At 45.6% G+C, this 26,354-nt stretch carries 32 protein-coding genes and 8 pseudogenes; 33 read left to right on the top strand and 7 right to left on the bottom strand.

From position 1 onward, the window contains the following. The first annotated feature begins 185 nt into the window (after nt 1-185). The 3 genes from N4J56_RS37445 (at nt 186) to N4J56_RS37435 (ending at nt 1,660) form a co-directional block, all read left to right on the top strand. Nucleotides 186-743 carry a DsbA family protein gene (locus tag N4J56_RS37445; protein WP_317111995.1) on the top strand — a complete coding sequence of 186 codons (558 nt, stop codon included), beginning with the start codon at nt 186-188 and terminating at the stop codon, nt 741-743. A gap of 232 nt (nt 744-975) precedes the next feature. Continuing rightward, nucleotides 976-1,332 carry an AraC family transcriptional regulator gene (locus N4J56_RS37440; protein WP_317111994.1) on the top strand — a complete coding sequence of 119 codons (357 nt, stop codon included), beginning with the start codon at nt 976-978 and terminating at the stop codon, nt 1,330-1,332. 91 nt (nt 1,333-1,423) lie between these two features. Beyond that, entirely contained in the window at nt 1,424-1,660 is a 237-nt protein-coding gene (locus N4J56_RS37435; RefSeq protein WP_317111993.1) for a DUF4278 domain-containing protein, read from the top strand. Nucleotides 1,661-1,692: 32 nt separating this feature from the next. On the opposite strand, the gene N4J56_RS37430 is transcribed toward N4J56_RS37435, so the two are convergent. Continuing rightward, a complete protein-coding gene (locus N4J56_RS37430) occupies nt 1,693-2,043 on the bottom strand; it encodes a winged helix-turn-helix transcriptional regulator (protein ID WP_410500795.1) in 351 nt (116 codons plus the stop codon). A gap of 128 nt (nt 2,044-2,171) precedes the next feature. Between N4J56_RS37430 and N4J56_RS37425 the strand changes: the two genes are divergently transcribed. The 17 genes and pseudogenes from N4J56_RS37425 to N4J56_RS37350 all read left to right on the top strand — a co-directional run. Beyond that, on the top strand, nt 2,172-3,140 hold the full coding sequence (locus N4J56_RS37425) for a zinc-dependent alcohol dehydrogenase family protein (RefSeq protein ID WP_410500827.1): 969 nt from the start codon (nt 2,172-2,174) through the stop codon (nt 3,138-3,140). A gap of 154 nt (nt 3,141-3,294) precedes the next feature. Next, nucleotides 3,295-4,170: an alpha/beta hydrolase gene (locus tag N4J56_RS37420; RefSeq protein ID WP_317111990.1), complete on the top strand. Its 876-nt coding sequence runs from the start codon at nt 3,295-3,297 to the stop codon at nt 4,168-4,170. A gap of 51 nt (nt 4,171-4,221) precedes the next feature. Next, on the top strand, nt 4,222-4,620 hold the full coding sequence (locus tag N4J56_RS37415) for a RidA family protein (RefSeq protein WP_317111988.1): 399 nt from the start codon (nt 4,222-4,224) through the stop codon (nt 4,618-4,620). 246 nt (nt 4,621-4,866) lie between these two features. After that, the gene (locus tag N4J56_RS37410; protein ID WP_317111987.1) at nt 4,867-5,487 is read left to right on the top strand and encodes an FMN-dependent NADH-azoreductase; all 621 of its coding nucleotides are present in this window, start codon (nt 4,867-4,869) and stop codon (nt 5,485-5,487) included. A gap of 150 nt (nt 5,488-5,637) precedes the next feature. Continuing rightward, nucleotides 5,638-6,366 carry an alpha/beta hydrolase gene (locus N4J56_RS37405; protein WP_317111986.1) on the top strand — a complete coding sequence of 243 codons (729 nt, stop codon included), beginning with the start codon at nt 5,638-5,640 and terminating at the stop codon, nt 6,364-6,366. 73 nt (nt 6,367-6,439) lie between these two features. Next, a pseudogene (locus tag N4J56_RS37400) lies at nt 6,440-7,351 on the top strand (GMC family oxidoreductase); the annotation flags it as partial. After that, nucleotides 7,347-7,466 (top strand): annotated as a pseudogene (locus tag N4J56_RS41640) (cupin domain-containing protein); the annotation flags it as partial. The pseudogenes N4J56_RS37400 and N4J56_RS41640, both read left to right, overlap by 5 nt. A 248-nt stretch (nt 7,467-7,714) precedes the next feature. After that, nucleotides 7,715-8,305: an ester cyclase gene (locus N4J56_RS37395; protein ID WP_317111983.1), complete on the top strand. Its 591-nt coding sequence runs from the start codon at nt 7,715-7,717 to the stop codon at nt 8,303-8,305. A gap of 34 nt (nt 8,306-8,339) precedes the next feature. After that, on the top strand, nt 8,340-8,741 hold the full coding sequence (locus N4J56_RS37390) for a RidA family protein (RefSeq protein ID WP_317111982.1): 402 nt from the start codon (nt 8,340-8,342) through the stop codon (nt 8,739-8,741). Nucleotides 8,742-8,896: 155 nt separating this feature from the next. Further along, nucleotides 8,897-9,019, top strand: coding sequence for a hypothetical protein (locus tag N4J56_RS37385; RefSeq protein WP_317111980.1), 123 nt, complete (start codon nt 8,897-8,899; stop codon nt 9,017-9,019). 305 nt (nt 9,020-9,324) lie between these two features. Beyond that, nucleotides 9,325-9,600, top strand: coding sequence for a UBP-type zinc finger domain-containing protein (locus N4J56_RS37380; RefSeq protein WP_317111978.1), 276 nt, complete (start codon nt 9,325-9,327; stop codon nt 9,598-9,600). 69 nt (nt 9,601-9,669) lie between these two features. Then, nucleotides 9,670-10,611, top strand: a complete 942-nt coding sequence (locus N4J56_RS37375; protein WP_317111976.1) for a DUF5996 family protein — start codon at nt 9,670-9,672, stop codon at nt 10,609-10,611. Nucleotides 10,612-10,677: 66 nt separating this feature from the next. Further along, nucleotides 10,678-11,253 (top strand): TMEM175 family protein, encoded by a 576-nt coding sequence (locus tag N4J56_RS37370; protein WP_317111974.1) that lies wholly within the window; start codon nt 10,678-10,680, stop codon nt 11,251-11,253. A gap of 65 nt (nt 11,254-11,318) precedes the next feature. Further along, a complete protein-coding gene (locus N4J56_RS37365) occupies nt 11,319-11,483 on the top strand; it encodes a hypothetical protein (RefSeq protein WP_317111972.1) in 165 nt (54 codons plus the stop codon). Between the two features lie 189 nt (nt 11,484-11,672). Further along, nucleotides 11,673-11,771, top strand: a pseudogene (locus N4J56_RS41635) (cupin domain-containing protein); the annotation flags it as partial. Nucleotides 11,772-11,860: 89 nt separating this feature from the next. Beyond that, nucleotides 11,861-12,642 (top strand): IS5 family transposase gene (locus tag N4J56_RS37355; RefSeq protein WP_317106049.1). Its coding sequence is split into 2 segments (ribosomal slippage): nt 11,861-12,194 and nt 12,194-12,642, totalling 783 coding nucleotides; the frame shifts between segments, so codons are not numbered across the junction. A 22-nt stretch (nt 12,643-12,664) separates the two neighbouring features. Beyond that, nucleotides 12,665-12,934: pseudogene (locus N4J56_RS37350) on the top strand (cupin domain-containing protein); the annotation flags it as partial. 201 nt (nt 12,935-13,135) lie between these two features. On the opposite strand, the pseudogene N4J56_RS37345 reads toward N4J56_RS37350, so the two are convergent. Then, nucleotides 13,136-13,669, bottom strand: a pseudogene (locus N4J56_RS37345) (serine/threonine protein kinase); the annotation flags it as partial. A gap of 964 nt (nt 13,670-14,633) precedes the next feature. On the opposite strand from N4J56_RS37345, the gene N4J56_RS37340 reads away from it, so the two are divergent. The 9 genes from N4J56_RS37340 to N4J56_RS37300 all read left to right on the top strand — a co-directional run bounded on the left by N4J56_RS37340 (nt 14,634) and on the right by N4J56_RS37300 (nt 19,918). Next, on the top strand, nt 14,634-14,999 hold the full coding sequence (locus N4J56_RS37340; protein ID WP_317111969.1) for a DNA-binding protein: 366 nt from the start codon (nt 14,634-14,636) through the stop codon (nt 14,997-14,999). Nucleotides 15,000-15,080: 81 nt separating this feature from the next. Beyond that, nucleotides 15,081-15,344, top strand: a complete 264-nt coding sequence (locus N4J56_RS37335; protein ID WP_317111967.1) for a hypothetical protein — start codon at nt 15,081-15,083, stop codon at nt 15,342-15,344. A 104-nt stretch (nt 15,345-15,448) separates the two neighbouring features. Beyond that, nucleotides 15,449-15,919 (top strand): transposase family protein, encoded by a 471-nt coding sequence (locus N4J56_RS37330; RefSeq protein ID WP_317111966.1) that lies wholly within the window; start codon nt 15,449-15,451, stop codon nt 15,917-15,919. Nucleotides 15,920-15,961: 42 nt separating this feature from the next. Then, nucleotides 15,962-17,179 (top strand): Mu transposase C-terminal domain-containing protein, encoded by a 1,218-nt coding sequence (locus N4J56_RS37325; RefSeq protein WP_317111964.1) that lies wholly within the window; start codon nt 15,962-15,964, stop codon nt 17,177-17,179. Between the two features lie 30 nt (nt 17,180-17,209). Then, nucleotides 17,210-17,914, top strand: coding sequence for an ATP-binding protein (locus N4J56_RS37320; RefSeq protein WP_317111963.1), 705 nt, complete (start codon nt 17,210-17,212; stop codon nt 17,912-17,914). Nucleotides 17,915-18,008: 94 nt separating this feature from the next. Next, on the top strand, nt 18,009-18,689 hold the full coding sequence (locus tag N4J56_RS37315; protein WP_317111961.1) for a hypothetical protein: 681 nt from the start codon (nt 18,009-18,011) through the stop codon (nt 18,687-18,689). Nucleotides 18,690-19,050: 361 nt separating this feature from the next. Beyond that, nucleotides 19,051-19,368, top strand: a complete 318-nt coding sequence (locus N4J56_RS37310) for an element excision factor XisH family protein (protein ID WP_317111960.1) — start codon at nt 19,051-19,053, stop codon at nt 19,366-19,368. Continuing rightward, entirely contained in the window at nt 19,359-19,691 is a 333-nt protein-coding gene (locus tag N4J56_RS37305) for a XisI protein (protein ID WP_317111958.1), read from the top strand. Before N4J56_RS37310 ends, N4J56_RS37305 begins: the two co-directional genes overlap by 10 nt. A 5-nt stretch (nt 19,692-19,696) precedes the next feature. Beyond that, nucleotides 19,697-19,918, top strand: a complete 222-nt coding sequence (locus N4J56_RS37300) for a hypothetical protein (protein WP_317111956.1) — start codon at nt 19,697-19,699, stop codon at nt 19,916-19,918. 78 nt (nt 19,919-19,996) lie between these two features. Here N4J56_RS37300 and N4J56_RS37295 read toward each other — a convergent pair. Both N4J56_RS37295 and N4J56_RS37290 read right to left on the bottom strand, forming a co-directional pair. Beyond that, a pseudogene (locus N4J56_RS37295) lies at nt 19,997-20,985 on the bottom strand (IS630 family transposase). Nucleotides 20,986-21,044: 59 nt separating this feature from the next. Beyond that, nucleotides 21,045-21,188: pseudogene (locus N4J56_RS37290) on the bottom strand (thioredoxin family protein); the annotation flags it as partial. 97 nt (nt 21,189-21,285) lie between these two features. On the opposite strand from N4J56_RS37290, the gene N4J56_RS37285 reads away from it, so the two are divergent. Together N4J56_RS37285 and N4J56_RS37280 are read left to right on the top strand one after the other, a co-directional pair. Next, nucleotides 21,286-21,438: a hypothetical protein gene (locus N4J56_RS37285; RefSeq protein ID WP_317111954.1), complete on the top strand. Its 153-nt coding sequence runs from the start codon at nt 21,286-21,288 to the stop codon at nt 21,436-21,438. A 181-nt stretch (nt 21,439-21,619) separates the two neighbouring features. Then, nucleotides 21,620-21,745: pseudogene (locus N4J56_RS37280) on the top strand (IS6 family transposase); the annotation flags it as partial. Nucleotides 21,746-22,375: 630 nt separating this feature from the next. On the opposite strand, the gene N4J56_RS37275 reads toward N4J56_RS37280, so the two are convergent. Further along, nucleotides 22,376-23,146 carry an IS1 family transposase gene (locus N4J56_RS37275; RefSeq protein WP_317111953.1) on the bottom strand — a complete coding sequence of 257 codons (771 nt, stop codon included), beginning with the start codon at nt 23,144-23,146 and terminating at the stop codon, nt 22,376-22,378. A gap of 335 nt (nt 23,147-23,481) precedes the next feature. Here N4J56_RS37275 and N4J56_RS37270 point away from each other — a divergent pair, with 335 nt between their 5' ends. After that, nucleotides 23,482-24,366, top strand: a complete 885-nt coding sequence (locus N4J56_RS37270; RefSeq protein ID WP_317111952.1) for a site-specific DNA-methyltransferase — start codon at nt 23,482-23,484, stop codon at nt 24,364-24,366. Further along, entirely contained in the window at nt 24,332-25,045 is a 714-nt protein-coding gene (locus N4J56_RS37265) for a DUF5710 domain-containing protein (RefSeq protein WP_317111951.1), read from the top strand. Before N4J56_RS37270 ends, N4J56_RS37265 begins: the two co-directional genes overlap by 35 nt. Nucleotide 25,046: 1 nt before the next feature. On the opposite strand, the gene N4J56_RS37260 is transcribed toward N4J56_RS37265, so the two are convergent. Next, nucleotides 25,047-25,400, bottom strand: coding sequence for a hypothetical protein (locus N4J56_RS37260; protein ID WP_317111950.1), 354 nt, complete (start codon nt 25,398-25,400; stop codon nt 25,047-25,049). Nucleotides 25,401-25,530: 130 nt separating this feature from the next. Beyond that, nucleotides 25,531-26,238 (bottom strand): calcium-binding protein, encoded by a 708-nt coding sequence (locus N4J56_RS37255; protein ID WP_317111949.1) that lies wholly within the window; start codon nt 26,236-26,238, stop codon nt 25,531-25,533. Nucleotides 26,239-26,354 lie beyond the last annotated feature (116 nt).

Here is a 26,354-nt window from a genome sequence, read left to right as displayed (position 1 = left end):
ACGACTCTGGCCTTGTGGCACGCGGTCTAACAACGGCATGCACCCGACCGCGAATTAGCGTGCCTCTCATCGAGAACTTGGCCGTAGCAGAGTTGAATGCGCGGCGGGTGATGCCGAGCGTTATGTAATCAATGAACCCATGCAAGTCAATTGCAAGGTTCCATGTTTGATGCAGATGTAAAAAAATGAACGACGCTCGTAACCACAGTACCTTGCTTGTACCACCTTCAACCCAAGATTGGATGCAAGGTGTGCTGAGTGCCAAGGTAGTGCTGGTGATGTATGGAGACTATCAATGCTCTAGAAGTGCGGAGGTTTACAAGCTGATTAAAGCGATTGGACGAGAGCTTAGTGCTTCTTTTGGAGAGGATTATTTATGCTTTATCTTCCGTCATTTTCCGCAAATACAGATTCATCCTCATGCTCAACGGGCAGCCCAAGCCGCCCAAGCCGCCGCTGTCCAGGGTCAGTTTTGGCAGATGCACGATCTGCTATTCAAGCATCGACAAGAGTTAGGAAACGGCTATCTTGTCGAGTACGCCAACGATTTAGGACTTGATATCTCGCAGTTTCTCAAAGATTTGTCTAAACAAGTGCATGTCGCTCGCATCAATGAAGAGATCGAAGGCGGAATACACAGTGGAGTAACGACTGCCCCAGCCCTATTTATCAATAACATTCGGTATACTGGGCGCTGGAACACGACCCAGTTGATGACAGCCATTATTGCTGCAAGTCATTAAACTCCCCGATCTTTGCTCCCATTTTATATTTGACTTGTTTATTAGTGCTGGTAAGCTATAGGACTCATATTTGATTTTTGAAAAAAACTCAGTACATAAAATGTTCCCTGTTCCCCGTTCCCTGTTCCCTATTTTCACGAGTAAATTCATAAATCAAACCGGATTCCCATATCTAATGCGCGATCGCTATCTTTTGCCTGTTTTGTTGAACAAGATTGCCAATTTTTGAACCATGCTAACAATTACAACGCCAACAATTGAATTCAAGAACAGAGGCTTAACGCACACCCAATTGCAGCAAGCGATTGACTATATTCACACTTACATTGACCGAGATTTGTCACTGATTGAACTTGCCAGCGCGATCAATATCAGCCCGACTTACTTTGCCAGTTTATTCAAACAGACGATGGGAATTTCTCCGCATCAGTACGTGATTCAACAACGGGTAGAACGGGCGAAATCGATGTTATCGAAAACGGATTTAACCATTGCTGATATTGCTTTCCAAACTGGGTTTTCCAGTCAAAGCCACTTGACGCAGCAGTTTAAGCGAATCACTGGAATGACACCGAAGCAGGTGCGCTAATCGTAAGAATTTAATAAAACATTGTAAGAATCACCAAAGCAGTCAAGCATTAAAACTGAGTACGCCTTAGAAGAAATTAGGACAATGAAAGATGAAATTAATCTATCGTGGTGTTACCTACGAGTGTCACCCTTCTGAAACTTCAAAGCACCCATTTCAGAAAGTCCGATCGCTCTTAACGACGGAAATCCCAGGCAGTTTAGCCGTTCATCAGTTGATCTATCGCGGTGTGACCCACGTTCGCGCTCACCGGACGCAGATAACCTTTGCAACTCAACCGACCATATTGAAGCGTTCCGGTGCAGCGCGGTTTTGGGTTGCGCTTTAACTTGCACATAAGCTACTATCTATCCCAATGCTCTAGAGGCGACCTTGGCAATATTCTTCTAGATCATCAATAAGATCTAGAATTTCAACGAACCGAGAGCCAAAGGCAGTCAACTTGTACTCCACGCGGGGCGGAATTTCTGGATAAGCAACTTTCTCGACAATACCAAAGTTGACGAGATCTACTAATCGCTCATTCAAAACCTTAGTGGTCAATCGCTCAGTTGCACGAGTCATTGCTCCTGGGCGGTTGGTACCTTGACGAATTAAGCGTAAAACCTCCAGCATCCATTTACAACCAAGAGTATGCTCCACGATACGAGCCACAGTTGGTTGAGAAGCAGGGATTTTTTTTGGCAAATTACGGGATTGTGATGACTGCATTTGCGACTAAACAGTAACTACCTTACTAGATGGTGCTGACTTGCGGGACAAGAGAGAACCACTATATACATTGAGTGGTATGTGAAATACCTTTACCGTTGATTATAAAGCAAGGATGGTTAGCAGAGATGGAATATATGGAAGCAGCCGTGCTGACAACATTTGGTGGTGCTGAGAGTTTTGAGATTCAAACTGTACCCAAGCCAATACCAAAACCTAATCAGGTTTTAGTACGGGTGTGTGCGACATCGATCAATCCAGTTGATTATCAGACTCGCCGTGGTGACTACAAAGACTTGGTTCGATTACCAGCAATTATCGGAGTTGACATTTCGGGGGTTATCGAGACAGTTGGAGAGTCGGTGACAGACTTTGAGGTAGGAAACGAAGTTTATTACTCGCCGCAGATTTTTGGAGAATCTGGCAGCTATGCTCAATATCATGTTGCTGATGCAGGGATTGTTGCGCTTAAGCCTTCTAACTTGTCGCACATTGAAGCAGCGTGTTTTCCGCTTGCAGGGGGGACGGCTTGGGATTGCCTAGTAACGAGAGGCAATCTTCAAGTTGGGGAATCGGTTCTAATTCATGCGGGTGCTGGTGGCGTTGGCTCTCTTGCAATTCAACTTGCAAAAGCGATGGGAGCCTATGTTTTTACAACGTGCAGTTCTAAAAATCTCGATTTTGTGAAAAAACTTGGCGCAGATCGAGCCATTGATTACAAAAACGAAGATTACGCGGAAGTTATTTATCAGGAAACAGACGGGCTAGGCGTTGATTTAGTTTTGGATACGCTCGGTGGGCAAACAATCCAGCGCAGCCCAGAAATTATTCGCCCATTTGGCAGGCTTGTGAGTATTGTAGACACTGAAACGCCGCAATCACTCATCGAAGCATGGGGCAAGAATCTGACTATCCATTTTGTTTTCACGCCACAGTACCGAGCAAAATTAGATGCTTTGACAAAACTAATCGAGCGCACTCAGCTTCGCCCCGTCATTGATTCAACGCTGTCTTGGGATCGGGTAATCCAAGCACATCAGCGTCTAGAGCAAGGGGGGACGCAAGGGAAAATTGTGCTGGAATTTGCCAAAAGTTAGATTGTCCTCACCGATCGCTTTAAATCGTCACCTGAAAAATAGCCCTAAGTAGCACAACTTCAAACATTCGCAAATATCTTGTGACTACCGCCTTCACCAAGAACTGAAGCAGCCCAATACAAGTTCAGCCATCAAGAAATCACATTTTCAGTCAATGCTCGTTGAAACAGAAGGAAAGCACTACCCAAATTCAAATGGAGATCGCACTATGAACATGCTTAACTTCAGGAACAGCATCCGCCTGCTTCTGATTGTCACTCTCTTTTTAGGAACTCTTACCATCACTTCTCTAGGAGCTATCATGAGTACTGCAAATGCACAAGTCAACAAGCCCACGATCGTGTTCGTTCATGGTGCATTCGCCGAGTCTTCTAGTTGGAACGGTGTATTGACCAGGCTGATCGCGAAAGGTTATCCGACGGTTGCTGTGGCTAATCCTCTGCGCGGCGTTAAGAGCGACGCAGATTATGTTGCCAGCGCCCTTAAAGACATCAACGGACCCATCGTGCTGGTTGGGCATTCTTACGGAGGCTCGGTCATTACCAATGCCGTCAATGGTAACAGGAACGTGAAAGCACTGGTCTACGTTGCTGGCTTCGCTCCTGAGGCGGGCGAGACTGCCATTGAACTCTCAGGACGTTATCCGGGCAGCACACTCGGACCAACACTCGCGCCACCCGTTGAACTGCCCAAGGATGGTAAAGACCTCTACATTCAGCAGGACAAGTTCCACGCCCAGTTTGCTGCGGATGTGCCCGCTAACGACGCGCAACTGATGGCTAGCACCCAGCGCCCGATTAAGGAAGCCGCGCTGAACGAAGCTTCCGGTGCGCCCGCATGGAAATCTACCCCGTCCTGGTTTATTTATGGCGATCGCGACTTGAACATTCCTCCAGCAGCACTGTCTTTCATGGCGAAGCGGGCTAACTCGAAGGAGACCGTTGTTGTGAATGGCGCGTCCCATGTCGTGATGGTTTCCCATTCAGATGCTGTTGCCAAGCTCATTGAGAAGGCTGCAACCGCGCAGTAAACGAGTGTGGATGCATTGTTGAAAATTTCACATGCAAAAGGATTAAACACAATGAGAAAGCAACTGATCAATCCGCCAGAACACTATGATGGCAGACCGCACGGATTATCCCATGCTGTTGTCGATACCGCGACAGGCACTGTTTACATTTCTGGTCAAGTTGATTGGGACATGAACCACCAAGTTTCATCCCATACCGTCGAGGGGCAACTCTCGACGGCGCTGACTAACCTAACTACCGTTCTAGATGCATCGGGAAGTTCGATCGAGAATCTGCTCAGCCTTCGCATCTATGTTCGGGGCGAACTTGGAGAATTCCTTGAGGAGATCGCACCGATTCTGACGCAATATCTGGGAGAGTCGCGCCCAGCGCTGACGGGCATCGGCGTTGCCTCACTCGCCTCTCCAGAGACATTGGTTGAGATTGAGGCAACAGCAGCACTGAAGTAATCAACTGATTAGCCATATTGAAGACTCATGCATTAGAAGTTCATGATATGCAGATGAATACTATTCCCACTGAAAGCAACCTCTCAGTCCTGCTCAAGATGGAAGCAGCAATCAATGCTCATGACATTAATGCATTCGTGAACTACGATGCGGATTGAAATCCGCGTTACTGCAATTATTCCGTGAGTTTTGCATAAGCGGTAGTTTACTGTCTAGATGGCAATTGAAATTTCTGATTGAGGCACTATGGCAAGCATTTTGCATCTTGATTCAAGTCCACGGGGCGATCGCTCTAAATCTCGCCAATTAGCCAAGGAGTTTATAGTTGCTTGGCAAGACCTACATCCTGATGATGCGATCGCCTATCGCGATCTAAGACAAACGCCAGTTCCTCACGTCACCGAAGAATGGATTGCGGCTTGTTTTACTCCTCCAGAAGCACTGACTCCAGAAATGGCTGAACTGCTGAAGTTTTCTGATGAGTTAGTGGATGAGTTTTTGGCTGCCGATCAATGTGTTTTCAGTGTGCCGATGTACAACTTCAGCATTCCGTCTAACTTCAAGGCTTACATCGATCAGGTGGTTCGTGTGGGTCGCACATTCACGGATGAGGATGGTCAAGTCAAAGGACTTGCAAACGGTAAAAAAGTGTTGTTCATCACATCACGAGGCGTTGAATTTGGAGCAGGTTCTCCTTATGAAGGATGGGATTGTCAAGAACCTGCACTCCGATACGCTTTTCAATTCATGGGTGTGACCGATATTCAGTTTATTCATGCCAATGGTCTAGATATGGGAGACGAGGCACGGAAGCGAGGGCTAGACGAAGCACAATCTAAAATTCAAGAATTAGTTGACAGTTGGTAGCACCAGCCAGCTAACAAGTCGATGAAGTGGGTAGTTGAGAGATTTTGGTGGTAATGCAAAGGTTATCTGCTGCCACTTATCTTGGTCGTTAGTCGTTCAAGAGAGAACAAACGGGCTTAATTTTTAGATCGCATCTGAAGGAGAAATTCTATGTCAACTTTTATCTTAGTTCATGGCTCATGGCATGATAGTTCTGCTTGGAAAGCTGTCATCCAACATCTGGAGGCGAAAGGGCATCAAGCGTTTGCTCCCACGATCGCCGGACATGGTAAAAGCGTAGATAAAAACGTTAACCATGCTCAATGCACACAATCGATCGTCGATTACATTGTTGGCAAAGACTTAACCGATATTGTTCTCTTAGGTCATAGTTTTGCCGGAACAATCATTGCGAAAGTTGCTGAAGCGATTAGCGATCGCATTCGACGGCTCATTTTCTTCGATGCCTTTGTCCTCAATGATGGTGAAAGCCTCAGAGATAGCATTCCGCCGCACTATCAAACGTTATTTGACTCTCTAGCTAGAGAATCAGACGATCGTACGATGATGCTGCCGTTTGAGCTTTGGCGAGAAGTGCTGATCAATGATGCTGACCTCGATTTGGCTCGATCGAGTTACGCACAACTATCCCCTGAACCGTATCAACCGTGGATTGACAAGCTGGACTTGAAGCAGTTTTACTCGCTGCCCATTCCTAAAAGTTACCTCTACTGTACAGAAGATAATGTCTTCCCTCAAGGCGAACAGTGGGGTTGGCATCCGAGAATGTCTAACCGCTTGGGGCTATTTCGGCTTGTACAAATGCCCGGTAGTCATGAGGTCATGTTTTCTAACCCGATCGGTTTAGCAGAAAAGATTATTGTGGCAGGGCGCGACTAGCAGCAGAATTTGCGATCGCCAACCCACTAATGTCACCGTCATTCAACAAACAATGACCTGAAAAGGAGAAATCATGACAACTACATACCATCACAGTGCTGCTTTTGATTATATTGTGATTGGCGCCGGTTCAGCAGGCTGCGTTGTTGCTAATCGTCTTACAGAAGACCCTAATACTAAAGTATTGCTGCTCGAAGCGGGTGGTCCTGATACCAAGCCAGAACTTCAAGTTCCGAACTTGTGGCCTACTACACTCTTAGGCTCGGAAGTGGACTGGGCATACTTAACTGAAGGGGAACCTTACTTAAATAACCGCAAAATTTTATCTTCACGCGGTAAAGTCTTGGGCGGCAGCAGTTCGATTAATGGCATGATTTATATCCGAGGCAATGAACGTGACTACAATAGCTGGCAAGCGTTAGGTAATATTGGTTGGAGTTATCAGGATGTCTTGCCTTACTTCAAGAAATCGGAAAACCAGCAGCGGGGAGCATCGTTATTTCACGGGGTTGATGGACCACTTAGCATCACAGATCCACTCTCTCCTGCAAAAGTGTCGCAACGCTTTGTGGAAGCCGCTCAAGCACAGGGCTATGAGCAAAATCCCGACTTTAATGGCGTACAGCAGTCAGGTGCAGGACTTTACCAAGTGACCGTGAAAGATGGCAAGCGCCAAAGTACAGCAGTGGCATTTCTGCGTCCGATTAAAGATCGCCCCAACTTGACCATTCAAACAGGAGCATTGGTGACTCGTTTACTCTTTGAGGGAAAGCGCGCGGTAGGGGTAGTGTATGTTCAAAACGGAACGGAGTATCAAGTTAGGGTCAACTGGGAAGTGATTTTGAGTGCTGGCGCCTTCGATTCTCCTAAACTGCTCATGCTTTCTGGAATTGGACCAGCTGAACATCTGCGGGCAGTAGGCATTCCTGTAGTTTTTGATTTGCCGGGTGTCGGGCAGAATCTTCAAGATCACCCACTTGCAGTTCCTTCACAACTACGGCGACGAACCCATTGTTTTCGTTTGTCTAGTCGATCCAGCTTGGCGCAAAGAAGACGAGACGATTTATGCACCTGAAATTGAGGCAACCGCATCACTCTAATCCAATCGCTCAAAACTATGAATTCACAAACAGCTCAAACCACCACTACGGCTGACGAGTCCGCAATCCGTCTTTCCATCACCATCGCGTAGCGTCTTGAACTCACCGCATCCAGCGGACAGGCACCCTGGGTGTGATGTGCTGGATAGACGCGCAACTCGTAAGAATCTGACGAATCATTGTAAGGATCTCAAAGAAGTAAAGCATTGGAATCAATGCAGTTTAGATAGAACTTAGGAGAATTCAACATGGTCAAAGAGCAAACAGCAGACAAACAGGCAGTACAGGCAACTCCAAGCCTGACACCCGCTCAGTCAGCCTTGCAAGCGGTCTGGCAAGAGCATATCGGGCACGAGTTTGGTACTCACAGCCCTGAAGATGCTCTCGCTACGATGGTTGAGGACGCTTATGTGAATAACGTTCCAGTGATGACTGGGGGAGTCGGAAAAGCAGCAGTGGGTGAGTTTTATTCCAAAGACTTCATTCCCCAGATTCCGCCAGACCTCGAGCTAGTTCCGATTTCGCGCACGATCGGGACGGATCGACTCGTTGATGAAATGGTGGCTAAGTTCACGCATACGATTCAGATGGACTGGATGATCCCTGGCGTTGCTCCGACTCTTAAACGGGTTGAAGTGCCAGTGGTGGGGATTATTCGGTTTCGTGATGGCAAGATAGCCCATGAACACCTCTACTGGGATCAGGCGAGTGTCTTGGTTCAAATCGGCTTGTTGGATGCTGAAAAACTGCCTGTTGTGGGCGTTGATAGTGCGCGTAAATTGATGAATCGGAACTTGCCCTCGAATACACTAATCGATCGTGCTAGTCATAGCAACTAAATGTTAGAGCAAGCTTTTCATCAATAGGAACACCATGAAAAAGCCAGAGTTTTTTGTCACCCCTGGTTATGGGGAATACATGCTGAGTAGATTGCACTACTCGCAAGCGGTAAAAATTGACGATCGAGTAGAGATATCAGGTCAAGGTGGCTGGGATGACAATCTGCAAATTCCCGAATCGCTTGCGGACGAGATTGCTCAGGCATTTCGGAACGTAGAGCGAACCTTGGCGACTGCTGGTGCGGGTTGGGATCATGTTGTCCACATCAATTCTTACCATGTTGGCGGGTTTCCCCCAGAGGTTAACGATGTGATGGTCAAGCTATTTCGTCATTACATGCCCAGCCACGCCCCAATTTGGACAGAGGTAGGAGTCGCGGCTCTTGCACTTCCAACAATGCGGATTGAAATCCGCGTGACTGCAATTGTTCCGTGAATTTTGCACAAGCGGCAACGGAGTGATTCGGCGACTACGCTGAGGAGAAGGACGCGCCGATAGAGAAACTGCCCTCGCTCCGTTAAAGCATCCACTTGAACAGAGGAGAGATTCAGATGTCAGAAATCCAACCAAGGACAAAGGAGGAAACAACCATGAGCAAGACTGGACTTCAGGCGCTTCTCACACCCAAAGATAGCGTTCTTCTCCCGATCGACTATCAGCCCTTCCAGTTCGCTAACCTGCACAGTCACGAACCAACGATGGTCAAGCTGTAAAGTTGTCAATGAATTGGTATTAGAAAGCTGGGAGTCGAGCAATTAAAGAATGAAGCTATTCCGATAGGTAGATTGTTTCTGGAAGCAAACATCGTAAAGCTTGTATGTAAGTTAGGGAGGAAATTTATGCCAATTGTGAGCGTCACCCTATCAGAATGGCCAGGCTCAAACTTTACCAATTGGTTGCAGCTGTTATTCCGATCGCGTAGCGTCTTGATAAAAGAATAGAACACCTAATTTCAGGTTTCACATCAGCCTCAATCATTCTGTTCACCGCTGTCTCCTATCAAGGATACCAAAAAACTATGACCTGCGAACATCTCAACAATCTAACTGCGGAAAACCTGATTTCTAAAGCAGTCTATCCCGTATTTCGTTGTGAAGAGTGCATGAAAATAAATAGCCGTTGGGTACACCTGCGGATTTGCCAAACCTGTGGCAAAATGCTGTGCTGTGATTCTTCTGAGCATCAACATGCTCGCCGTCATTATGAGGCAACAAGTCATGCAGTAGTTAGCTCGGCTGAACTGGGAGAGCAGTGGTTATGGTGTTTTGCAGATGAACAGGGGAAAGACTATTGATGGCGATTCTGATTTCATCTAGATTCTCTTCTCATTTTTTAGCATATTTTCTTCAAGTGGAGGCTTCTTATGGCAGTTTCTGTTCAAAGTACTCCCATTGACATTGTTTGGCCCAGTTTGCCCCTAGCAGCCTGGCAGGATACATATACAACTGTCCATTTATGGACACAAGTCATTGGTAAAATTCGGTTGGCATTGGCTCCTAAACTCAATCACTGGTGGCAGTCTACTCTCTATGTCACACCGCGTGGACTGACAACCGCTTCAATCCCTTACAAAACTCGTAACTTTCAAATTAGCTTTGATTTTCTCGACCATCAACTACAAATTGACACTAGCGACGGCATTACTAAAAGAATTGCATTGGCTCCTCGCTCTGTTGCAGATTTTTATCAAACCGTGCTGACCACATTGAGCAACATCGGTATCGAAGTCCGAATCTGGACGATGCCGCAAGAAGTGTCAGAACTAATCCCGTTCGATAGGGATGAGCAACACGCCGCTTACGATCCGGAATATGCACAACGGTTCTGGCGAATTCTCGTGCAAGTCGATCGGGTCATGACCTTATTTCGTTCGCAGTTTATTGGTAAATCCAGCCCTGTGCATTTCTTTTGGGGCAGTTTTGACTTGGCTGTGACTCGTTTCTCTGGTCGTCGTGCGCCAGAACATCCCGGTGGGGTTCCGAATATGGCAGATTGGGTCACGCGCGAAGCCTATTCACACGAAGTTAGTAGTTGCGGCTTTTGGCCAGGGGGTGGGTCAATTGTGGAGCCTGTTTTTTACGCTTACGCTTACCCTACGTCGGAAGGGTTTCGAGATTACCCGATCCAACCCAGAGAAGCTTTTTATAGCTCCCAGATGCAAGAGTTTATCCTACCCTATGAAGCAGTGAGACAAGCTGACGATCCAGATGCAATGCTCCTTGCTTTTTTCCAAAGCACCTATGAAGCAGCAGCCAACTTAGGACATTGGGATCGAGTTGCGCTAGAGCATACTCCAACCGTGTAAGGCTAACAAATTGCAAATTGCTGAAAGTTACACAACGCGGTAAGCAGACAAGGAGCACACCCAAAAATGGTTAAAGGTAGGTTAGAAGCATTCAGTGATGGGGTAATTGCTATTATTATCACCATTATGGTGCTGGAGTTGAAAATACCTCATGAGTCAGATTTAGCTGCGCTACGTTCACTGATTCCAACCTTTCTAAGCTATGTGTTGAGCTTTGTACATGTTGGTATCTACTGGAACAATCACCATCACCTGTTTCAGGCAGCCCGACAAGTGAATGGTTCAACTTTGTGGGCAAACCTATATTTGCTGTTCTGGTTATCATTATTCCCCTTTGTCACCGCATGGATGGGTGAAAATAACTTTGCGGCGTTGCCTGTGGCGCTTTATGGTGTGGTTCTATTGTTGGCTGCGATCGCCTACTTCACTCTGACCCGCACGCTGATTTTTCACCACGGTCAAGGTTCCACACTTGCGAACGCTCTGGGTCGGGATCTTAAAGGCAAGTTATCGGTATTGATTTATGCAGTTGCAATTCCACTTGCTTTTGCAACTTCTTGGCTTGCCTGTGCATTATACGTTTTGGTTGCAGTCCTGTGGCTCATTCCCGATCGCCGGATTGAAAAGACGTTGAACTCATAAAGTTCCATGTTCGATGCAACAAAAACCAGCTAACAAACCCTCTGCACCAGAACGAATATAGGTTGTTGGTCACAAGCACAGGCGATCTGCGTCCGGTAAGCGGGAACGTTATGCCGCTTAAACCTAAGACGGGAAGGTGGCTGATTCTCGTACTGCGATATCTGGCGTTTTCGCGGCGACAAGATGGTCGAATTAAGAGCTTTCGTAATCAAAACCGAGGTCAAGAATGAAACCAGCAGCGCGGCGTAAATGATTTGCAAAAGCCAGTAGGGTGGGCAGTGCCCACAAAACCTTACTGTGAAGGGTTTTACAAAATGGTGGACGATGCCCACCCTACTACTCTGTTTTTGTGCATGAAATCTGAAATTCAAGACGTGTCAATAAATCGTTCATCCTTGTTGTATTCAGGAGTCTAATCAATGCTGATTCAAAAATTGAGTGAACGTAAAACCTTTGCTGCTGGAGATGGTACTAAATTGAGAGAGCTTTTGCATCCTGATAAGCAACCTTTTGAGTTAGAGGTCATTTATAAAGAAAAGTTGAAAGCAGCGAGAATGGAGGCAAGAGGCTTTTACTATGACAAGACAGTAGCCCAAAGCATTGCCTCATGAGTAGAAAAGCTTACAAAAGTGATTTAACCGATCGAGAATGGCAAATCATTGAACCATTAATTCCACCTGTAAGACCAGGAGGACATCCACGTACTGTGGATATGCGTGAGGTAGTAAATGCCATCTTTTATTTGCTGAAAACTGGCTGTGCTTGGGAGATGCTACCACATGACTTCCCACCCTATTCAACGGTTTATTATTACTTTCGGCGTTGGCAAAAACGAGGAATTTGGCAGCAGATAAATCTTGCCTTACGTGAACAAGTACGGATGAAGCTGGGCAAATCTCATCAAGCTACTGCTGCAATTGTGGATAGCCAGTCCGTAAAAACGACGGAAAAAAAGGGGAAGTATCCGGCTTTGATGGCGGCAAGCTAGTTAAAGGTCGCAAACGCCATGTCGTAGTAGATCCTCAAGGACTACTAATGGGTGTAGTAATCACCGAAGCTAATGCTTCAGAACGATTAGGAGCAATAGTGGCATTGCTAGAAGAGTGCTATAACTCTAAGTCTTTAGAGCTAATTTGGGCAGATAGTGGCTACAGTGGAGAGAATTTTGCACAAGCTGTAATGGTAGTCTGCGGTGCAGAAGTAGAAATAGTTAAGCGGATTACAGATGGGTTTGAAGTTTTGCCCAGAAGATGGGTAGTTGAACGAACTTTTGGCTGGCTAGGACGCTATCGACGACTAAGTAAGGATTATGAACTCCTACCGGAAATAAGTGAATCTATGGTCTACGCTGCTATGGTACGGCTGATGCTGAGACGACTAGCTGCTTGATTTTTACTTTATAAATCAGCTCTTAAGCTACAGTTTAGCGCACGCTATTCTACCAGCAGGAGAAACTTCTAAACCGCATTCTTTAAAGACCTCTGAAGTCTACTACATCCTCAGCGGTGAAGGAGAAATGCATATAGACAGTGAAATTGAGACAATAGAAGCAGGTGACACAGTTTATATTCCACCCAATTCTCAGCAATTTGTTCGGAATTATGGTGTTGAACCTTTGGTATTTCTATGTATCGTAGACCCTGCTTGGCGCAAAGAAGATGAAATCGTATATGTTGATTAATTCCTAAGTTTGCTGCCAATGAACTACATTCAACAGCTTTTCCCATTTTTTCAGGAGGTGAAATCACCGATGTCTACTCGCAACACGTTCCGAAATTCATTTGTTCTACCTATTACTCCGGCAATAATTGAGAGTGCATTTTTGAAGCTGGAACCTTTGAAAAACCTAGACTTCTTTTCGTACCTTTTATTACCGATTTAATAAGTAGGCAAGGGTTCCTTCTAGAAGATGGAGACTTTTAAACGTTGGATTGGTGCGGCTGAAGCGAGTAGCAATCCCAAAATCAATAATTTTGACAACGCCAGTATTCGGATTCAGGACGATATTGCTTGAGTTGGTATTTTTATGAATCACATTAGCGGCATGAATTTTGCCTAAAATATCGGTAATGGCGATCGCCAGCCTCAGAAAATTCGCACTAGGCATGGGGTAGAAGTCCGATTGCTGCTGTCGCCAGCGTTCTAAAGACTCGCCGCTAAAGTCTTCTAGAAGGATGATCAGCGTGTGTTGATAGTCTTGCTGGCTGTATGCCTCGATCGCACCTTCTAGGTTGAGGGAACGAGTAATTTCATATTCTTGCCTGTAGCGGGTTAATTCTTGGGAGGAGGGATAATCTTGCTTGAGGACTTTAGCGACAACTGCACGACGATCTTGCTCTCCAATCCCCCGATACACAAGAGTTGCTGAACTTTCATAAAGCTTGGCTTGGATGATGATACCAGGTAGGGTAATCATATAACTCTTGAGATGAGTATCATGCCGCCATAACTTAAACTATAGAAGATTTAGAGCGATTTTCAACCGTAACTATCTTCCTATCTTCTCGATCAAAGTGGTATTGTCATTTATTTGAGATCGGCTGGAATGACAGCAGCACAATACTATAGTCATCAGCACCCAGATTTTGGACTTTGGGCAGCAGCTCTTGTCACGGCACTAGCAAGTCTCGTCAACTGATGATTTGTTGACACACCTAGTTTGGATGAACGAGTCAAGTTAATTAGGGCTGTGTTTTCATTTGAGGTACGAGCTGGCGCACATTAATTTCCAGAAATTTACCCTCAAAGAAAAAGCCGAGAAGAATTAGCGATCGGTAATGAATAAACTGACCAAACTAGGATACACCGTTCAATTCCACTAACCACCCATCTCGGTAACACGGCTCAAACAACTTCGTGTAATAAGTGACGAATATATACAAATGATGCACGGTTTGAAAAAAGGTAGTGGTGAGTATGGCGAAGCGTGTCACTACAATTGGGGATATCGGTTAGCACAAATGTCAAAGTGCGATCGCGTCCGGTTCTGAGTATCTTCACCGATTTATTTACTAGAAGTATTGACAGCCTCAAGTCAGTGCAATGACAGTAGTTTTGAAGGTTGGTAGTGGGTAAGGAGGCATTTCGTCACCTTACTTTTTTTTAGTGATTTAGTTGCGCTCCCTACTCGTAAGCTAGCAAGCTTTAATACACGAACGAGTAGAGCTAGTTTTCTCTACAAGCGTGCTATTTACTTGAATATACATAGTTTTTAGCTTTTTATCTTCATGCAGCTATAAACTTTTATGTATCAAATGTAACTATTACTTGCGTTTTTCTGCTGAAGCTAGAGAAACAGAAATAGAGGCGCGATCGCGTTCTAGGATGACTTGTACGAGTCATCTTGACTTTCAGTTACGTTAGAGCACGTTCTACCCCAGATGAAGTTTTGGTATTCTGCCTCCGAACTAGCTGGTTTGCCAGGGATGCCTGCGGCGCGATCCAACGTGACGAGAAAGGCTCGCTCTGAAGGTTGGCAGTCCCGCGCTCGTCACGGTCGCGGTGGCGGTCGAGAATATGCTATGGAAAGCTTACTCCAAGTGACTCAAGCCGCACTGTCTACATTTAATCTCGCTCAAACCGATCGCATCCTAGTAGTAGAGTCAGCCAGTCAGGTACGAAAAACACTTTGGGCAGAGCAGGAATTAGATAAATCGCTTGTCTTACCTGCCCAATCTACCTTTAAGGTTGCTCTTAGCGAAACACCTGCTGAAGCGATCGCCAATCTATCTTCAACCAATTCTTAGCTTTTTACTAAAGCTAAGACTACCGAAAGTAAAGTCGAGCAGCGTACTGATTCTTGGTTAGAAATTCTGAAAACTCACGAGTTGTGGTGTGAAAGTAGCAGTTTTTCTAGTGCTGTAGTTCGCGCTCTGGTATTTGCCAAAGTCTACAACCAACAACAGCTAGATTTTCCTGACTGGGTTTATCACTCCATACCTCATATAAGTTACTCTTCGCTGAAGCGCAAACACAAGTTGAGACAGACAAGTGAGAGGATAAACGCTCTAGGCGGTAATTATGGCAATAGAAAAAGCAAAGGAAGAATCGATGCCAATCAGCTCTACAGCAAGAGATTGAAACTTGTCTAGCAGCAGGAGGAAAACATTGGGGAGCAAGCCAAGTTTATCACATTCTGCTGCTGGAGTTTGGCTACGAGCCAGAGGATTTTTCCTTATGGCAATTGCGTGCCTGGATGCGACAATTTCGCGAACGACATCCCCAAAAGTGGACGATGTATATGGATGCGAAGAGTGCTAAAAGCACAACTCCAGCTTTTGGCTCTCGTTCTGGGGGAGTCAAGCGCCCAAATCAAGTTTGGGAAATGGATAGCTTTTGGAACGATGTCGTGCTCAAATACAAATGCCCACTAACTGAAACTGTAACAGCCAAACGCTACTCTCTGATTGGCTGTATCGACCTGTACACGCGACGGGCATTGTTGTTGCTCTCAGATACCAGCAAGGCAGAAGCCATTTGCCAGTTGTTAGCTACAGCAATTATCAAATGGGGCGTACCAGAAGAAGTCCGCACCGATCGCGGCAAGGAATATCTCAGCCGCCGAGTCCAACGATTTTTGTCAAACTTAGGCGTGAAAACCAGTCGCTGCTTGCCCAAACATCCAGAACAGAAAGCTTTTATCGAGCGATTCATCCATACATTCTAACATCGAGATTTACCGAAACTACCGGGATTTGTCGGACATAGCGTGAGCGACCGACAAGCATTGAGAAGTCACCCAGATTGGTATGAAAAAGCGATTGAGTTAGCAATGTCACCAGAAGAGTTTCAAACTTGGGCAGCAGCTTGGATTGTAGCTTACGAGCAGCGACCGCACGGACGAGCGGGGATCGGTCTAGAAGGCAAGTCACCTAAAGATGTTCTGGAAGCCGCGTTAGCGAAGCTTAACGAAGTTATCGCTCAAGGGTGGCAAAAGCAACAGATTCGCCACGAGCGCGAATTAGATTTTTTGATGATGGCAGCACCAACTAAAGATGGAATGCGTCGAGTGGGTCGTCAGGGAATTTCGCTGGGCGGGCGATTGTACGTTGCTAGCAAGTTGGGAGACTGGATTGGTAAACGGGTTTACGTCTGCTTTTCACCCCAAGATCCAATTCGGATCTACGTTTATAAATCGTCCGCTCTCACGGAGTACGTATGTGAAGCCTTTTGGCGGGAAGCTGGGCAGATTAACTTGGCACAATTTGCCCAACAAGCACAAGCTGTCTACAAACTCCTCAAGCAGGAAGTCAAACAATCTCGTCAGCGCGGGCAAGCATTACTACGCAAAATTGCCCAAGATCCTATGTCAATTCTAGGTCAGGTGCAAGAGGTTTTACCGCTAGTTCAGTCTCAACTTTACGACTATCCTGCTTTAAGTGCGATCGTGCAAGCGATCGCTTCAACCCAACCACAGAAGCCGTTACCACAGATATTTCCCGAACAATACCAAGCCCAGTTAGCACAACTAGAAGCATCCGAAGCTGAGCGACTGGTACGACAGCAGCAGGCGATCGTTCTGAATACGAAACTGGAAACGTTATTGGAAGTTTGGCAAGCCGGAGGAAATTGCACCGAAAACTCCACTCAAATCTTGACCGATCTCACTTGCTATTTGGAAACTACCGAGGGCAAAGGATATTTAGCAGCCCTGACTGATTCCATACAAGAGGAACAGCGTTTTTGCTCGTGGCTGGCTGGAGACAGGAGCGATCGCGCAATTGCTATCGATCCAAATCAATTACTCCAAGCAGTGTTCCAACAATGGAAGCAAGGGCTGGAAGTCCTATTGAGCGAGAGAGAATTTGTCGCTCATTACATTCAACTTCCAGCTGGAAAAGGCACGTTGAGTGCTCTAGCAGAAGATAAACAAGAGCAACAAGATTTCTGTCAATGGCTATCTCAGCTAGAAACAGTTGCGACCTAATTCACTCTCGATTGTTATTTCAGATCTTCTATGAGACACAAGTTAGTCAAAGTCAAAAACATCATCAGTCTTGCCAGTGCCTTTCAAGAATCGAAACATAGCGCCTCAGCAGTGCCTCGCATGGGCTTGCTTTACGGCTTTACCGGAATTGGCAAAACGACTGCTACTGCTTGGCTGGTGAATAAAGAAAACGGTATTTACGTTAGAGCGACTTCCGTTTGGAGTCCCAGCGCCATGCTACAAGAAATTCTGCTCGAATTGTCTGTCGATCCTCCGAGTCTACCCGCCAAAATGCTGACGGCGATTAAAGAGCAAATGAAATTACGCAAACGACCTTTGTTTATCGATGAGGCGGATTATCTGTTCCATAATCCAAAAATGTTGCAAGTAGCACGGGACATCCACGACCTTACTGAACTTCCGGTTTGGTTGATTGGGATTGACGGTGTGGAGAAGAAAATCGCCAATCGCAAAATAGTCGCGGGACGGATTTCTCAATGGGTAAAGTTTCAACCCTGCGACTTCGAGGATACGCGCTTATTAGCTCAAGAACTTTGTGAAATCGAGATCCATGAGGATTTGCTAGTCAAGCTACACGAGTTATCGAATGGTAGTATTCGCTTGATTACAGTAGGTTTAAGTCGAGTAGAAGCTTTTACTAAGGCACAGAGATGGCAATCTATTACTGCTGGGCAATGGAGCGGACGACCATTTTTTCTGTCTCGACAAATGTAGGCGATTGTTTGCAGCTTTTGATTGTTTTTCCAACTGAAATTGTGTTGCTTAAAGCCATGAATTTTTTGCATATTTATTGTTAGCAATCGGCTGAATGAAACCAGGAGAGAAACTAATTGAATTAGAGCGGCGAAATACTATCTCAAGTCAATCAGAAGAATTTTATTGCGATCGCCCTTGGTCTGATGTTTGGCAAGCTACACTGGCTATGCAATGGTTGGGACGACCATCCTCAATGGTTCGGCAAGACTGTGATGCGATGCAGTGGCTAGAACTTTGGTTGAGAATTAGTGACGAGCAAGCCCTCACCTTATTAAGTCAATTTGAGCGAGCGGGTTACTTAAAAAGGCTCGAACAAATTGGGAGATATCCGCGTTATCAAGTAGAGCCTTCGTATCATGAAAAGCTCTATCTATATCTTGTCTTCAGTAGTCGCTCTCGGCAAACGATAAAAGAAATAGATCTTCGTGTATTCAACGAGTCATATTTTGTCACCGATTGTAACCGTGCTTGGACGAGTATGCGAATTCTCTGCACTTTCACTACTTCTCAAATTGAAATCTGCTCCGAAATCGAGCAATCAACTGCTGAAGAGTTTGTCTATCAACTTTATCGAATTGGCTATCTTCAACTAGTTGAGTGTTATGACAAAAATCTCATCGGTAGTGAGAATGTGTACCGCCTTTGTCTAAATTCAGGACCAATAGCTCCACTCGTTTGCGCTGATGGCATTGTCTACGACACAAACTCTCGTAAACTTTACATGACTCAGTAGGTAGAAAAATCTTCTAAATCTAAAAATATACTAAACTTAATTGACTAAATTCACCTCAGCGACTTCTTAAACATCGCTTGAGTAAATTGGTTGGAAGAGCGAGTTTTCACCAGATTTGAGGATTAAGTTGACTTAGTGACATGATGCTCGAAGTCTAAATTTAACAAGCACTAGAGCAAGCGGGATACAGTTACACTAGTCAGCCAAGATACAGTTTAGGGATACACAAAGATACAGTTTAGAGATACACAAAGATACACTTGAGAAATGGTTTGACATGGATTGGTAACGATCTATTAAAAATCAAAAGTCGATCGACGCTTGAAAGCATTGCTATACATGAGTTTTCATTCGCTAGCGAATGAGATACAGTTGGAAATGGATCGAGATCTCAAACCATTTCAATTTCGACAGAGAGGGCAGAAAGATTGCCGTTGAAGTTAAAAGTTTCCTTGCTCCCTCTAGAATCTCGGAATTTTATGTAGCTTTGGGGCAATTTCTCACCTATCGCTTAGGCTTACAGCAACAGGAGCCAGAGCGGACTTTGTACTTGGCAGTTCCCTTGGAAGTTTACGAAACCTTTTTTTCACTGGAGTTGGTAGAAGCTGCAATTGGGCAGTATCAAGTCAATTTGATTGTTTATAGTCCAGAGACTGAGGAGATTCAAAGATGGCAGTAGAGCAGTACCGCAGCTATATTCAACAGCTTCTTGGGCAACACGCTCGGCATCAAGCAGCTGGCGATGAAGTAGAAGCACAAACAATTTTTGATCCACAAAACGATCGTTATCTTCTAGTTCATGTTGGCTGGCATGGCAGTCATCGCATTTATGGATGCGTTTTACACCTTGAGATTAAAGATGGAAAAATTTGGATACAGCAGGATGGTACAGAAGTGGGCATTGCCAACGAACTCACCGAACTTGGCGTTCCCAAAGAAGATCTCGTGCTGGGGTTTCAATCACCATTCATGCGAAAGTTCACGGAATTTGCCGTTAGTTGAAAGCAGTGCTGGCATCTATATATATGGGGCGACTATTAAATGAAAAATGTTGGGCGTGTAGCTTACTCACACCAGCAGAAGCTCGAAAACTCCACGATGCTGCTTGTGGTGGCGATGGTTGTTGGGTGGGAGATTCATGCCACAGTAAGCGCTCGTATTACCGTAAGGGCAGGCAGCAAAAGGCTCAGCGCCGAGCGGCAATTGACGAAGTGGTAGTAAGTAGCTAGGCAGATTTAAACATAAAACGTTCCAGTGTCCATCCCCTTGTTGACTTCGATTCTCCATGCCCTCAATCATGGCATTCGCTAAATCATATACTCGTTATCAAAAATCCTTCCGGCTATTTCATGGGTTTTGAGTTGATGCCACTGCGCTTCAATCAGATTCATATGTGAACTGTATTGGGGAGAAAAAAGAGATATATAGCCTTTCGACTGCCACTGCTGCCAGTGCTCACGGGCAAGATGACTGGTATGAGCCGAACCATTATCTTGCACCACGACTGTGAGCCGTCCGGTTTGTAGCAATGTCTGCTCACTCTTTTGGGCAAGGAGCGTTCATCACTTTAACATAGCGTTCCTTGTGGAAACTGCCTTGTACCAGAGCATAGTCAAACGACTGCTCTGGTTGCCATATCCCTAGAATACTAATGCGGTCTCCATAGGATTTGACCTGCTCTTCGGTGTTTCTGCTCTCCAATGCGAGAGTAACTATAACTGACTGGACTTTCCAGACAACATCCCGATTCGTCAAGATACTTCAGGTCAATGTACCCTTCACAGGCAGCTAGTTGGAGTGTGTCTAAGTCAGCTTGCTTGCTTGAGTGCTTTGTACTCAGGATCTTGTCTGCCCCGTTGCGAGTGTCGAGTCCGCTTCCAACTAAAGCCCTTTTTTTTTTAGAATGCGGCGAATCCGGTCAGCACTTAGGGTTTACCTGTCGTTCTTGCTCTAGCTTCTGGGCTAGCTGTTGACTATTATAGGTTCTGGCTTCTTGCTCTAGGCATTGTTCTAGGTAGGCCATGTCTGCTTCTTGCCATTTGGCTTTAGCTCCTCGTCCACTAGCATCCCATAATCCACCTAACCCTTGCTGCTGCCAACGGCGGATGGTTTCGCGCACTGTCTGCTCTTGGCACTCAAAATTTTCGGCAATCGCTGGCACTACCCATCCTTGAGCATTGAGTCGAAGCATTTGTGCTCGATCTCGGGTACGTTGAGCAACGGTTTTGGCAACCCGAAGTTCACTCAACGTCCGGTCTTCTGACTCTGTCAAAACGATACGTAAAGGAGCAGGCATGAGTGGTCAAAATCAGCAAGTTTTTGGCTTTTCTCTATCTTACGTTTAATTATGCCCTACTACTTATCACCGATGATTGTTTCTACCAACTCGCCCTGCTTGAAGAACATCACAGCAGGAATACTGCGAATCCCAAATCGTTCGGCAATTGGTTGATTGGCACTCAGGTCTAGTTTCAAGACCTTGGCGCGTTCGCCATACTCCTGGGTTGTGTTGTTTCTATGATGAGTTGTAAGCAAGAGTAGAATCCTTCATCAGAATTCAAGAAAATTCAAGTAGTAGTCCAAGAAGGAGATTACTATGAATAGCTCATCAAAGAAACCTTCATACACGGGAAAGAATGTTTTCATCGGTATTGATGTACATAAGCTGACGGGGCGACACGCGCCCCGTCAGGTTTTCTTCAGTCGGTTGGATCTCTGCAACCGTTACTGGGACTTCTTTATCTTCTAGGGCTAGGCTGATATACCAACCGTCTGCTTCTTTGATAATTGTCCCCGTCTTAACCTGAAAACCAGTAGGAATTGAGCGATGTAAAACTAGCTCTACTTGCCCAATCTTTTGAGGTTGATACAGTTTCTATCGCGCTCATATGAAGTAATGTTGCTATTATCTATTTGAGTGTAAGTGAACGATTTGTAGTAGTGTGAGATGGTATTTGAGATATCCACTGTCATACAGGAATCTAGAAGAGATGATGAGTGAGAGAGGATTGGGAGTTGACCACACAACTGTGTACAGATGGGTTCAAGCTTATGCTGGCATAGAGCCGAGATAAGTGCAAGTGCGATTCGTTCTGGAGAAACCCAGATTTGGGGGATTCCAGGCATTAGTAGAGTAACCCTTAATGGGATGAGTTCGCACTTTAATCCTCTACTAGTGACAACTTGATACCCATGTAAGTGAGGCGATTAACCTAGAAAGCCAACTCTTACCACCCTGGTGCGGGGATGAAAGCGCATAAACTACCAGTAATGGTAGCCCCTACGAAGGAGACTGACTATCAAATTCGTAAAGCGGGGATGAAAGCAGTTAATGGTGGCAATTGCTGAAAGCACCAACTGCCAGCAAGAGTTTATGAGGAGAGTAAACGAAGTGTCGTTGAGCCATCGTTAGATCTCACCAAGGGATATAAGCTTGTGTTCCGGACACACCTTGGGCTGGAAATAACCGGCAAGGGGTTTGGACTGTTAGGATCTGCAACCAAAGCAGCGTACCTCAAATGACCCCCGGTGGATAGACACCCTCTAAAGACTCAAAACAATGGATATCAGGAACGAAGTAACCCAAATGATAGTTCCTATAGTGGTCGATATATAGGTAAGCAGTCAAGCCAAAAGCATTATTTGGGAGGGATGGGTGGAGATGTTCTAGATCGGTTGCTTTTACCTCAAATTGGTAAACCAAACTCGTAGCGGTTGATGAATAAACCTATAACTATGTCGTGCATCTCCTCGGTTTTGGAAAAACAGATAGTCTTACGAGTTAGCCGTTTAATTCTTGTCCTTAATCTCAAGTGCTTTTGTTCAATTCTCTGAGTTTTGCGCTTACCTACTTCGTGAAGCTCTGCTGGTAGATGTCGCTCATAAGCTCCCCATCCATCTGTACAATACCGCTTGATTCCAAATGGTTCTATTAGCTTCTTAAGTTGGAGAAAAATTTCATCTTTTCGGCGACCAAACACGTAAGCTAAGACTTTTCCACTTTGGCGGTCGATGGCATGCCATAACCACCTCGGGTTGCTCTTTTTGCCGACATAGCTCCACATCTCGTCCAGTTCTGACTCTTTAGTATCAGCTTCTTCCGGCTCTTCAACTCGGACAATCTCTACCTCCACACTCTCAGGTTCTAGCTGCTGTAGAAGCTTCTGGTTCACTTGCTTGAGGAAAGTGAGTTTTTTTAATTCCTGAATGACTGTTGTGGGACTGACGTGCAACACCCGCGCAATATCTCTCACTCCACTACCGTTGAGCGTCATCTCCACAATCTGCTGCTTGACTTCTCGTGTCCTTCCCGGATAAGTTTGAGTCAGAACGAAAGTGCGGTAAGGACAATCAGCATTTTGGCAGCGATAACGTTGTTTGCCTACTGGTGAGCGGCCGTATTTAGTCACCTCTGTGCTGTGACAGTGAGGACATTCAATTGCTACCAAAACAGTCATGACACTTAACCAAGTTTTTTATTCATTATACTCAACCAATCGATCTAGAACATCACCCTTTTGTGGCGATCGCTACGGCAATAACTGGTCTTGTTTATATTTGGCGATACAACATTAAAAGTTTAAGTAGTTAATTAAAAGCAACTAGTTTACAATACTTTTTAGACATGGTAAAGTCTTTATATATGCATACCAAACAAAAAAGCTGGAGAGTCAAATGCGCGTCCAGCTTTTTCCATAAACGCACGTACATAAAATAGTTTATAGCTATTAATGCGAGAAAGTTATTCGGTTTGATTATCTGTTCTACTCTGACGATCGAGTCCGATTATTTTATGCAGAATACTGTATTTCACGGTGATGCTCAAACGGTACTGCAACATTTTCCTGACGAAACCTTTGATACTTGTATCACCTCTCCGCCTTATTTCCGGCTTCGCAAATATCTGAGCAACGATTGCCCTGACCGAAAGTTTGAAATTGGCACGCAAACTTCGGTTCGGGCTTATGTGGATGCGCTTGTTGCGGTCTGCGGTCGCGTCAAAAAAGTGTTGAAAAGTGAGGGAACTTTCTGGCTCAACATCGGCGATAGCTATGCCAACAGTTGTCAACTAGAAATTATTAAATCTAAAGAGCTATGCCTGATTCCACAGCGATTGGTAATCGCATTGCAAGAATCCGGTTGGTGGGTGAGACAGGACATAATTTGGCACAAAGGCAATCCCATGCCCGAATCGGTCAAAGACCGTTGTACCCGCTCGCACGAGTACATATTTTTACTAACAAAGTCACCCCAATATTACTTCAATGCCGATGCGATTAGAGAGCCGCACCTCACTGAATCAAATATCCGCAACAAGCGTAATGAAAATTGGGGTGACAAAGCCCAGCTCTCTTCAATTGGTAAAGGCAGGCGAGAATGGAACCATCCTTTGGGGCGCAATAAAAGATCTGTTTGGCAGATTAATGTCGTTCCTGGTTACGCTCGCGAACATTTTGCAAGTTTTCCGCCCCTAATTCCCAAGATGTGCATTTTAGCTGGTTGTCCCGAAAACGGCGTAGTTTTAGACCCATTTGCTGGAACTGGAACTACATTACGAGTAGCGCAACAACTAGGGAGAAGAGCTGTCGGGATCGAGCTATCGAAAGAGTACTGTCGGGTGATTTCTCGCCGCTGCCAGATAGATGTCAAATCTATCTGCACCCCAGTTAATGGTTAAGCCAGAAGTCCACACTCTCGATCGCGTGTGGCATTACACGCACGATAAAGTTTTGTATTTCCAGAGTAGGCAAATGTCGCATGTATATTTGAACGTTCGTTACTCCCAAAAAGATGTTGTAAAACAATTAGGAGCCAGATGGGACGCAGTAGCAAAAAAATGGTATGTCCCAAAAGGGATCGCTCTAGCTCCGTTCGTGGACTGGTTGCCTGCGCCTGCAATAACAGACGATAGTGAGCCAAAACTGACGGTTGAGTTAGTGCCGCGCACCTGCTGGTACTCCAACGTTCGTTCTCACATCTCTAAAGACAATTGGAAAAAAATTGGACGACAGATTTTTCAACGTGCTGGCTATCGTTGTGAAGTCTGCGGCGGACGCGGTAACAAGCACCCAGTCGAGTGCCACGAAATTTGGCATTATGACGACAAAAACTGCACTCAAACGCTAGTCGGACTGACGGCTTTGTGTCCCGCTTGCCACGAATGCAAGCATATGGGGTTTGCCAACACCCAAGGGCGAGGTGAAATCGCGCTCACTCATCTTGCCGAAGTTAATGGTTGGTCTTTAGATTGGGCTAGAAGTTATACCGATCGATGTTTTGAGGTTTGGGCAGAGCGCAGTCAGTTTGAGTGGAAGATCGATTTGGATTATTTGAGGCAATTTGACATTCAACCGTAATTTAAGCCCGTACTAATTTTCGATTGCGGGATTTCTGAAGCGATCCTTGAGTATCACTCGTTCGCGCTCGTTCGGTTTGTTTTGGAATGCTAGCCGATTTAAGGTAGCCTGCTCGGATTAAATCTGCGGGTAAAATCTCTCTAATGGAAACTTTTTTGACAAAGAGTAATTGAATGATTTGGTTGACTCGAACGAAAGTTTCCTTAACTCGATCTTCTGCCAAATCTTGGCACAAGTAGCGCAGTCTACCTTCGAGTAGCGCCAGATTTAAGTTTGGATCTTTTCGAGATGAAAGCCGCCCATTGAGTATTTTTGCTGCTTCAACTATGACTTGAGATTTTGTTGTGGCTGCCATATATTTCTCTCCTAAGAACTAATAGATTGGCTCTTACTGCTTTTAAGGGGCACAAAACCCATCCGCGATCGCAAGCAGACGGGGAGTTGGCTACTGTGGAGCTAGAAAGAGCGTTGCTTTTTTTGCCCGACTAAATAAACTGAAAGTAATCGGCACTCAAATCCAAAGTTGTTGGGTCAATGCCTGGGAGAGAAGCGATTTGTTCTGGCAGGGAACCTGGGGTGTTAGCGTAGATTCCCGTTCCTGGTGGCAAGCCTTCCGGTAGAGCGCCCAAAGTATATTCCACCTCGACTGTCTCAGTTGCAGGTGTTGAGGCAGTTTGGCTCAGTACGATCGCGTCTTCGTTAGGATCGAACCCCAACACGATCGCCAAGTCCTGTTCGCCCCCCTCACTGTAGTAGGGTCCGATTCCCTTGCGTCCCGACCCTCCGCCTAAAACAAACGTATCGGCTCCCGTTCCACCATAGAGGATGTCGGTTTCACCACTGCCACGACTGACGTTACCGAATAGATCGCCTGTTCTGCCACCAGCGCCATCGAGCGTGTCATTTCCCTCTCCACCGCTCAAAAAGTCATTGCCTCCCTCGCCAACTAAAGTGTCGTTGCCAGCATCACCGAAGAGGCGATCGCGATCGTCATCGTTAATATTATTGCCATTGCCTGCTAACAAGTCATCGCCCTCGCCGCCGCGCAGCTCGTCAGCGCCGTCGCCGCCGTAGAGCTTGTCGTCCTCTCCCAGTCCAAAGAGCAAATCGTCACCCGACAACCCATATAAGTTGTCGCGATCGCCCGTCCCAGTCAAAGTGTCGTTGGAATTCGTACCAAAAATATCGCTCATGAGTAGTGTCTCTTCAATTGTGAGAACAATTTTGTCGGATTTTGAACATCAATAAATCTTGCCAAAGGCGGCTTTTTGCAGATTTATATTCAGTGAAAAATGGAGATAGATTTAGG

This window comes from Chroococcidiopsis sp. SAG 2025 (genome assembly GCF_032860985.1).
Taxonomy (GTDB): domain Bacteria; phylum Cyanobacteriota; class Cyanobacteriia; order Cyanobacteriales; family Chroococcidiopsidaceae; genus Chroococcidiopsis.
Note: the sequence above shows the minus strand (reverse complement) of the source record. Positions and strands in the feature narration are given on the sequence as shown.